An 8,141-nucleotide genomic window follows, 5' to 3' on the forward strand; every position below is an offset into this window, starting at 1 on the left:
TTAAACCGCCGGAGCGGCTCCGTCCAGACGTGCTTTGATCGAAGGTGCGAACCACATGCCTGCGCCCATCGCGAGGACGAAAACTGTACCCTGAATGCCACCATAATAGAGCGAAGCAATCGACGGACCGGGGCAAAGGCCGACCAGACCCCAGCCGAATCCGAACAGAGTGGACCCGAGGACGAGGTTGCGACCGATCACCGGATTCGGTTTCGGCGGGAACATACCCCCCAAGGCGGGCATACGCCCTTCGGTCCAACGCCACGCAAAGAACATCGGAATGATCGCGCCACCCATCACAAAGGCAAGCGTCGGGTCCCATTCGCCGAACACGTCGAGCCAGCCTTGGACCTTACGGGTGTCGGTCATGCCAGAAACGAAAAGGCCAGCACCAAAGAGGCCGCCAGAAATCGCGGAAAAGAGATTGCGCATTACACCCACCCCAGCAAATGTTTGAACAGGATCACGCCAAAGCCGCCTGCGACGATGTAAAAGACGGTGGCAACGATGCCACGCAGCGACAGGCGGGAGATACCGCAGACGCCATGGCCCGAGGTGCATCCATTCGCGATCCGAGTGCCGACGCCGACCAAGAGGCCAGCCACGACGACCGCCCAGAGGTTTTCGGTGGCATAGGTTTGTGCAGGGCCGTCACCTTGTAGGTTGCCAAAGAGGAGGGCGAGCACGGTCGGGACACCGAAAAGGCCAGCAAGGAACCACGCGCGTTCGGCCTTTTGGCTGCCTGCGCTGCCGTCAACGATTCCACCGATGATGCCCGATGCCCCCATGATGCGCCCGTTCACCAAAAGGTATACGGCACCGCCCAATCCAATGAGCACACCTCCGGCAAGGCCGAAGATCCATTCAATCTGCATATTTTTTGTCCTGTTTAGTTCCCAAGAGTTGGCGAGAGTGGGCAAACGACCCATTTACACATAAGGAACGACACCTTTCAGCGTCGTTATATTTGAAATACAATGTGTTTCGCGTTATCTGCGTTACAATCGCGGACGAAGCCGAACCTTTGGCGTATTGGACATTGCAGCGGTCCTGACCAGATTCTTTGCTAGCTCGTCTGGCACTGAAAATAGAGCACTGGTCACGTATTGCAATAGTTTAATATGTGGGTTATTAAATTTATGAGGACGTAATGGACGATCTGGCAATCACGGCGGAGGCCATGGATAAGGCAGCAGACGAAGCAGCAGAAGTGATGAAGGTTCTTTCGAACCCCGCTCGCTTGCGTATTCTTTGCGCTCTTCTTCCCGGAGAGCGGTGTGTTGGCGAGCTCGAAGAGATGCTCGGTGCGTCGCAGTCCTATGTGTCGGGTCAGTTGGCACGTATGCGGTCCGAGGGCTTGGTCTCTTGCGATCGTGAAGGCCGCACCATTCGTTACCGTTTGGCGGACCCGCGCGTTGGTCCGATCCTGGAACGTCTGTACGAAGTCTTCTGTCCGGTTCCTGCCGCACATTGACGTGTGTCATGGCGCGGTAATCCGCGCGGCGTTACCTTGGGTCATACAGCGGGGCAGTCCCGCTGACCGACCCAAGAGGAGCGGACATGACACAGCACGAACTCGAAGCAAAACTCTACGCCATCCTTGACGACATGCAGCGCGATGCCGCGCATCGGCATCGGCTTCAGCCCGAATATCATGCGATCCTAAAACAAATGTCGAACGAAGGCGTCCCTGTTCCGCCACGTCTACAGGATCTGGATATGCGCCTGATCGACGAAGCCGTCGAAGCCCAATTCGACAATATGCCGATCTAGGATGTGGCGCTGAGGCGACGAAAAAAGCGTGAATTCCTGCGAAATGCCTGTTTTTACACCTGAAACGGCGGCAAAGGCTTGCTCTTTGCCTCTGCGCGGGCCCAAAGTCTGGCAGAGCAGTCGGTGAGTAGGACTTGGGCAGTTTGTCGAATTTAGTGAAATTCCGAGTGCGCGATGGCGTTGCGGTCATTGTGCTTGCCTCTCCGCCTGTGAATGCGCTGACCCATGCGTTGCGCGTTGAACTTGACCATCTGCTGGATCAGTTGGCCCTGCGCGACGATGTGATGGCCGTTTCCATCACGGGCGAGGGCGATACCTTCTGCGCGGGCGTTGATGTGCGGCAGATGGATAAGCTCGACGATGCGCCGTCGCTGCGGACGATTTGCCAAAAGATCGAAAACCTGCCCGTGCCTGTGATTGCTGGTCTGCGCGGAATGGTTCTGTCTGGGGGCGTCGAATTGGCGCTCGCCGCGCATTACCGATTGGCTGAAGCTTCCTGTAAGCTCGCCTTGCCGGAGGCGTCTTTGGGACTGTTGTCGCCTGCTGGTGCGACCCAGCGCTTGCCGCGCCTTGTCGGGGCGGCGAGTGCGTTGGATATATTGCTCAGCGGCAGGCCCGTTACGGCAGAGCAGGCGAAACTGTCAGGCCTCATCGACGGGATTGTGACGGGTGGCATCCGTGCGGCAACGCTGCAATTTGCCGAACACCTGATCACCCATAAATCCCCGCTGCGCCGCGTGCGTGACATGACCAAGGGGCTGCGTGATCCGAAATATTTCGACGCCATCGCCAAGGCCCGCAAAACGACCGAGCGTGATCCGTTGCGTGTGAAAGCGCTCTATATTGATGCGGTTGAGGCGGCAGCGATGTTGCCGTTTGATATCGGGCTAGAGTTCGAAGAGGAACGTTGGCAGCAATCCCTTGCCGATCCGCAATCCATTGCCCTGCGCCGTTTGTTTGCAGCAGAGCATCAATTGCCCGCCGACATGGTGACTCGAGATGCAGAGACGCGGCGGCGGGTTCTCGGGCCAAAAGCGCAGGATATTTTGAAACGTCTGCGGCGGTCGCAGGTCATCGCGGCGGAAATGATGTTCGCGATGGGTCGATCAAAGGGGGCGATTGACGCGGTGATGATCGATTACGGTTTTGCCCAAGGTCACTTCGGTGCCGAGCCAGAGCAAGTGTCGCCGCAGGATCGGACAGAGATCACCGAACGTCTGATCGGTGCGATCGCAGGCGAGGGTGGGCGCATCCTCCAAGACGGCCTTGCACGGCGTGCGGCGGATATTGATGCGGTGGCCGTGATCGGGATGGGTTTCCCGCGCTGGCACAGCGGCCCTATGCATGCCGCTCGTGAAATCGGGATCGTTCACCTGCGCGAAAAGATGCGCGACTGGCAGGTTGAAAGCCCTGTGTGGACTGTGCCGCGCATGATGGATGAAGCGGCGAAATATCTGATGGGCTTTGACGCGATCAGCGTCCAGCGCCCTTAACCGAGGCTGATCCCGAGGATCACAGCCATCAGGCCCATCACAGACAACAGCAGCATACCAAGGTTGATCGGGATCACCTTGCCCAGACGTTTGCGAAGGTCGTCGTCATCGGTCGCCGCTTTTTTCGCAGCGCGCACCAGAACCACGGTCCACAGCAAGCCGCAGACACCAATTGCCGTGATTGCGGCACCGATCCAGATCAGCAGGTCCATCGTCGTCTCCCTCTGTGTTGCGGGGTTTCGCCTAACGCGGGGATATGAGCTTGGCAAGGGTCTTGGCAAGCGGCGGGGCAGGGGTTAGGGATTGCGCCCAACCCGAAATGAAGGAGCTCCTATGTCCGATTCCGTCACCGAAAGCGTTGCAAGCCAAGAGCTGCGCCAGTTCATTGAACGCGTCGAACGTCTGGAAGCCGAAAAGAAAGACATCGCTGACAGCATCAAAGAAGTGATGGCTGAAGCCAAGGGTCGTGGCTACGACACCAAAGTCATGCGCAAGGTCATTTCGCTGCGCAAACGCGATGCAAACGACATCGCCGAAGAGGAAGCGATCCTCGACATGTATAAGGCTGCTTTGGGCATGTAATCCGTGCGGGGCGGCCACATGCCGCCCTGACGTTTGCCGCTAGGGTTGAATAAACTTCACACCTGGCATTTGGGCGATCAGTTCCAGATCGTCCTCGTAGGCGGCGGTGATATGTTCGACCATATCATCGGTCCAGCCTTCAATCTCGATATCTTCGACGATCTGATCCTCTAGGGCGAACCGTTCTAGGAAGGTGGCGATCACTTTGCGCTTTTTCGCCTCGGTCTGGGGCGGATGCGATTTGATGTAGGCCAGAAAGCGGTGCATCCCTTCGCGGCTCATGATCGTCTGCAAGAGGTCAAAGCCCCCCGTGATCCGAGTCATCGGATCAACGCCCGACACCTCGCGAATGAGCTGCGCCCAGATAAACGGCATGTCCTCGTTGCACCAAACGGTCACAGGAATACCGGGCGCATTATCGAGAAGCCGTTCAATCACATCGGACCAGCGCACCTGATCCAGTCGCGCGCCTCGCATGAAATCATCCAGCGTCTCTGCCTTGGACGCCTTGAGCGCCTCGGGCAAGAACGTCGCTGGGTTGCGGATGCCGATATAGAGCGACACCTGATCACGTGGGAACAGGTCGCGCAGCGTCTGCGCCTTGGCAGAGGCGAGCGAATAGAACTCCCCACCTTCAAAGATACGGTTCGGCACGCAGATGAAATCCGGATTGCTGAGGACAACGCGGTGGCCCTCTTGGTCCTCAAGGATCGCATCAATCAGAATGTCGCGCGTTTCTGCGGCGGGGACCTGACCTTGAAGGTTGTGCATGGTTTCCCGCAGCAGACGACGATAGCGGTTCGGTTGCGACACGATCACGCCCTGTTGCGCAAAGCTGTCCGCATTTTTGAGCAAGCTTTTGATAAGCCGCTCGTCATCCGTGCAGCTGGCGCCGATATGAACCGCGATTTCCATGTCGTCTTTCTGTTCTGCTTTTTGTTGCCCCAATATAAGGGCTTTTCTGGACAGGGAAACCGCTTTCGGATAGGCGATCATTTATGTCCGAGCAAACTAGTCAGATATCAGCAACCGCAAAGCGCCGTCACCTGATCGACAGGTGGTCTGTTGGCGCGTTGATCATCGCGGCTTTGGTGCTGATGCCGATCCTCGCGGTCGTCTGGTTTGCGGTCACACCGACAGACAACATCTGGCCGCATCTCTTGCGCACCACATTGCCCCGCTACCTGAGCAACACGCTGATCCTGATGGGATCGGTCGGGTTGATCACCGCAGCGGTCGGGGCAGGGGCGGCGTGGCTCGTCGTCATGTATCGTTTCCCCGGTCGTCAGTGGCTGCAATGGGCGCTTTTGATGCCTTTGGCTGTGCCTGCCTACGTGGGGGCCTATGCGCTTGTGGACCTTCTGGAATACGCGGGCCCCGTGCAAACGACATTGAGAGAGCTATTCGGCTGGACCCGTCCAACGGACTACTGGTTCCCCGCTATCCGCACTCGCTGGGCGGCGGTTCTGGTGCTCTCTGCCTCGCTCTACCCCTACGTCTACCTTTTGGCCCGCGCTGCGTTCCGCGAACAATCGGGCGCTGGATACGAGGTCGCCCGTGCGTTGGGCGTTGGCCCCTTGAGGCGGTTCTGGCGGGTGGGCTTGCCCCTCGCGCGCCCTGCTATCGCGGCGGGCTGTGCGGTCGCGATGATGGAGACCGTGAATGATTTCGGCACGGTGGATTATTTCGCCGTCCAAACCCTGACCACAGGGATTTTCACCACATGGCTACAGGGAGGCAACCTTGGCGGCGCTGCGCAAATCTCGATCCTCGTGCTCGGGCTTATCGTGCTCCTCGTCACGCTCGAAAAAATCTCGCGCCGTCGGAGCCGTTTCTTTACCTCCGCCCGTGGTCAGCGCCCTGTCGAGGCCGTCGCCCTGACGGGGTTCGGCAAATGGATCGCGACCTTGGCCTGTATGATCCCGCTGACGCTGGGCTTCATCCTGCCCGTCGTCGTCCTGTCGAGCCACGCTTTTAACGCGGGCCAATGGGTTGATCCGGGGCTGATCCGTGCCTTTACCCACACGCTGGTCGTCGGAGGGATAGCGGCAGTTCTCACCGTGATCGGCGGCGTTTTGATGGTTTATGGCGTCCGTCTCTCGGGCAAGTCGCTGCCGCGCCTTCTAATGCCCGTCACTGCGATTGGCTATGCCGCACCAGGGGCCGTTCTGGGCCTCGGTATTCTGGTGCCATTAGCAGTCTTTGATAACAAACTCGCCGACGGCGTGCTGGCCCTCACGGGCTGGGATCCGGGCCTTTTGCTGACGGGCACAGCTGCAGCGCTGGTCATTGCCTATGTGGTCCGTTTCTTCGGAATCGCCCAAGGCGCTGCCGACGCCGCATTGGGCCGTGTGTCGCCCAGCCTTCCGATGGCGGCGCGATCGCTCGGCCAGACTGCGGGTGGCGTGCTGAAACAAATTTATTTGCCGCTCGTGCGGGCCTCTATCGGCTCTACGCTCCTCTTGGTTTTTGTGGATTGCGTCAAAGAACTGCCTGCCACACTTCTGTTAAGGCCGTTTAATTACAATACCTTAGCAACACGTGTGCACGAAAAAGCCAGCCTCGAAAACCTGACCCAAGCCGCCCCCGCAGCCCTCGTCATCACACTCGTCGGCCTCTTCGCGGTCGCTCTTCTTGCACGAGCGAACCGATAGGTCTTGCGCACCTCGCAACGACTCGTTATCAGGCCCCCCGTGCCCCTATAGCTCAGCTGGTAGAGCAACTGATTTGTAATCAGTAGGTCCGCGGTTCGAGTCCGTGTGGGGGCACCACTTTAAGCAGAACATGCCCAGCGCATTTGATGCTTAACTATCTGGAAACACTCAAAGATTTAACTTCGCCTCACCATGGCGATTGCATTGAGTGATGACCAGAATGCAGACCAAAAGTGTCCCATATACGTTTAACCGTGAAGGTTATTACTACTTCTCGAGACGTGTGCCTAACGACTTAGTTGAACATTACAGCTATCCACGAGTCGTTCAGTCGCTGCACACAAAGCAGTACTCCATAGCTCGAACACGGGCTGTGATGTTGGCAGCTAAACTGGATGAACACTGGTCTCACATGCGGCTGGCCCATGCAGAGTTACCTGGAAAGCATTTGCTGAAACAGAAGAGCGTTTCCTTTGCGCCGAGCAGTGCTGCACCTCAGGTGATGCAGAGCATGTGCTTAACGGAAGCTGTTGAGACGTACCTGTCGCTCAAGGGTGCTGGTAAGCCCAAGACCTTCCATGCTGCTGCACATCGAACCTGTGGCTACCTTGTTGATGCTTGTGGCTTGAAGCAACTGCATGAGTACACTCGTAGTGATGCTCTGGCTTTCCGTGACAGTCTGATTGCTCGTGGTTTAGCAGGGTCCAGTATCACTCGTATCTTCAATAGCGTTGTGGCTGTGTTCAACTTTGTGAACTCTGAACATGCACTTGATCTGAAGAACCCTTTCACTCGTGTGTACCATGATAGGTCTGCTGGGGTGTCAGAACGTCAGCCTGTTGCGGTGCAGGACATTCGTGTTGTGCAAGCAAAGTGCAAAGAGCTTGATGATGAAGCTCGTTGGCTGGTGGCTTTAATCAGTGACACAGGGTTACGACTAGCTGAAGCAGCAGGTGCAATGGTGTCTGATCTGAAGCTGGATCAGCCTGTTCCGCACGTCGTCATTGAACCCAATAGTTACCGTGGCCTGAAGACCTCTGGCAGTAAGCGTATTGTGCCTCTCGTTGGTGCATCACTCTGGGCTGCCCAGCGCATTGTGGAGACTTGTAGCGATGCAAAAGGACCTGCTTTCCCGAGGTACAATAAGAAGGGTCAAACCAATGCGAACTCCGCCAGTAGCGCTCTGAATAAGTGGTTGAAGCCATATGTCGGTGAAGGATGCTCAATGCATAGCTTCCGTCACTCTATGCGTGACAGGCTGAGAGCAGTTAGCTGTCAGACTGAGATGGTGGATCAGCTAGGGGGATGGTCGCACGATAGCGTAGGGCAGGGATATGGTCGTGGGTATGAACTCGAACAGCTTCAGCAGTACATGCAGGCAGTTGTTTTGACTTGAACGGTGTCTGACTTTCAAAAGGTCATCACTCAATGCAATCGCCATGGTGAGGCGAAGTTAAATCTTTGAGTGTTTCCAGATAGTTAAGCATCAAATGCGCTGGGCATGTTCTGCTTAAAGTGGTGCCCCCACACGGTTAGACTTTGTGTTCTATTCCCGTTACAGGCACAACAAATCTGCTAACACTCTGATTTCATTACATAGGCTAATCCGTAGTTCATCACAATACGGCACATCTTGGTC

Annotated in this window: 10 protein-coding genes and 1 tRNA gene; 7 read left to right on the forward strand and 4 right to left on the reverse strand. The window is 56.8% G+C overall.

Going from position 1 to position 8,141, the window contains the following annotated elements:
• Both QWY83_RS11655 and QWY83_RS11660 read right to left on the reverse strand, forming a co-directional pair.
• A complete protein-coding gene (locus tag QWY83_RS11655) occupies positions 1 to 432 on the reverse strand; it encodes a DUF6691 family protein (protein WP_249943536.1) in 432 nt (143 codons plus the stop codon).
• On the reverse strand, positions 432 to 875 hold the full coding sequence (locus tag QWY83_RS11660; protein ID WP_249945759.1) for a YeeE/YedE family protein: 444 nt from the start codon (positions 873 to 875) through the stop codon (positions 432 to 434). Before QWY83_RS11660 ends, QWY83_RS11655 begins: the two co-directional genes overlap by 1 nt.
• A 275-nt stretch (positions 876 to 1,150) precedes the next feature.
• On the opposite strand from QWY83_RS11660, the gene QWY83_RS11665 reads away from it, so the two are divergent.
• From QWY83_RS11665 to QWY83_RS11675, 3 genes are all read left to right on the forward strand, one after another.
• Positions 1,151 to 1,474 carry an ArsR/SmtB family transcription factor gene (locus QWY83_RS11665; protein ID WP_249945758.1) on the forward strand — a complete coding sequence of 108 codons (324 nt, stop codon included), beginning with the start codon at positions 1,151 to 1,153 and terminating at the stop codon, positions 1,472 to 1,474.
• A gap of 86 nt (positions 1,475 to 1,560) precedes the next feature.
• On the forward strand, positions 1,561 to 1,773 hold the full coding sequence (locus QWY83_RS11670) for a hypothetical protein (RefSeq protein WP_249945757.1): 213 nt from the start codon (positions 1,561 to 1,563) through the stop codon (positions 1,771 to 1,773).
• Between the two features lie 155 nt (positions 1,774 to 1,928).
• Positions 1,929 to 3,266, forward strand: coding sequence for an enoyl-CoA hydratase/isomerase family protein (locus tag QWY83_RS11675; RefSeq protein ID WP_249945756.1), 1,338 nt, complete (start codon positions 1,929 to 1,931; stop codon positions 3,264 to 3,266).
• Here QWY83_RS11675 and QWY83_RS11680 read toward each other — a convergent pair.
• Positions 3,263 to 3,478, reverse strand: coding sequence for a hypothetical protein (locus QWY83_RS11680; protein ID WP_105235596.1), 216 nt, complete (start codon positions 3,476 to 3,478; stop codon positions 3,263 to 3,265). The two genes, QWY83_RS11675 and QWY83_RS11680, sit on opposite strands and share 4 nt — an antisense overlap.
• A gap of 121 nt (positions 3,479 to 3,599) precedes the next feature.
• On the opposite strand from QWY83_RS11680, the gene QWY83_RS11685 reads away from it, so the two are divergent.
• Positions 3,600 to 3,848 (forward strand): DUF2312 domain-containing protein, encoded by a 249-nt coding sequence (locus QWY83_RS11685; protein ID WP_067548171.1) that lies wholly within the window; start codon positions 3,600 to 3,602, stop codon positions 3,846 to 3,848.
• A 39-nt stretch (positions 3,849 to 3,887) separates the two neighbouring features.
• Here the strand turns inward: QWY83_RS11685 and QWY83_RS11690 are convergent, their stop codons facing one another.
• A complete protein-coding gene (locus QWY83_RS11690; protein WP_249945755.1) occupies positions 3,888 to 4,796 on the reverse strand; it encodes a hypothetical protein in 909 nt (302 codons plus the stop codon).
• Positions 4,797 to 4,846: 50 nt separating this feature from the next.
• On the opposite strand from QWY83_RS11690, the gene QWY83_RS11695 reads away from it, so the two are divergent.
• From QWY83_RS11695 to QWY83_RS11705, 3 genes are all read left to right on the forward strand, one after another.
• A complete protein-coding gene (locus QWY83_RS11695) occupies positions 4,847 to 6,502 on the forward strand; it encodes an ABC transporter permease (protein ID WP_249945754.1) in 1,656 nt (551 codons plus the stop codon).
• A 41-nt stretch (positions 6,503 to 6,543) separates the two neighbouring features.
• Positions 6,544 to 6,619, forward strand: a tRNA-Thr gene (locus tag QWY83_RS11700).
• Between the two features lie 103 nt (positions 6,620 to 6,722).
• Complete coding sequence (locus tag QWY83_RS11705; RefSeq protein WP_249945753.1) at positions 6,723 to 7,898, forward strand: DUF6538 domain-containing protein; 1,176 nt, start codon at positions 6,723 to 6,725, stop codon at positions 7,896 to 7,898.
• The last annotated feature ends 243 nt before the right edge of the window (positions 7,899 to 8,141 follow it).

This window comes from Marivivens donghaensis (assembly GCF_030410045.1).
In the GTDB taxonomy this organism is placed as follows: Bacteria; Pseudomonadota; Alphaproteobacteria; order Rhodobacterales; family Rhodobacteraceae; genus Marivivens; species Marivivens donghaensis.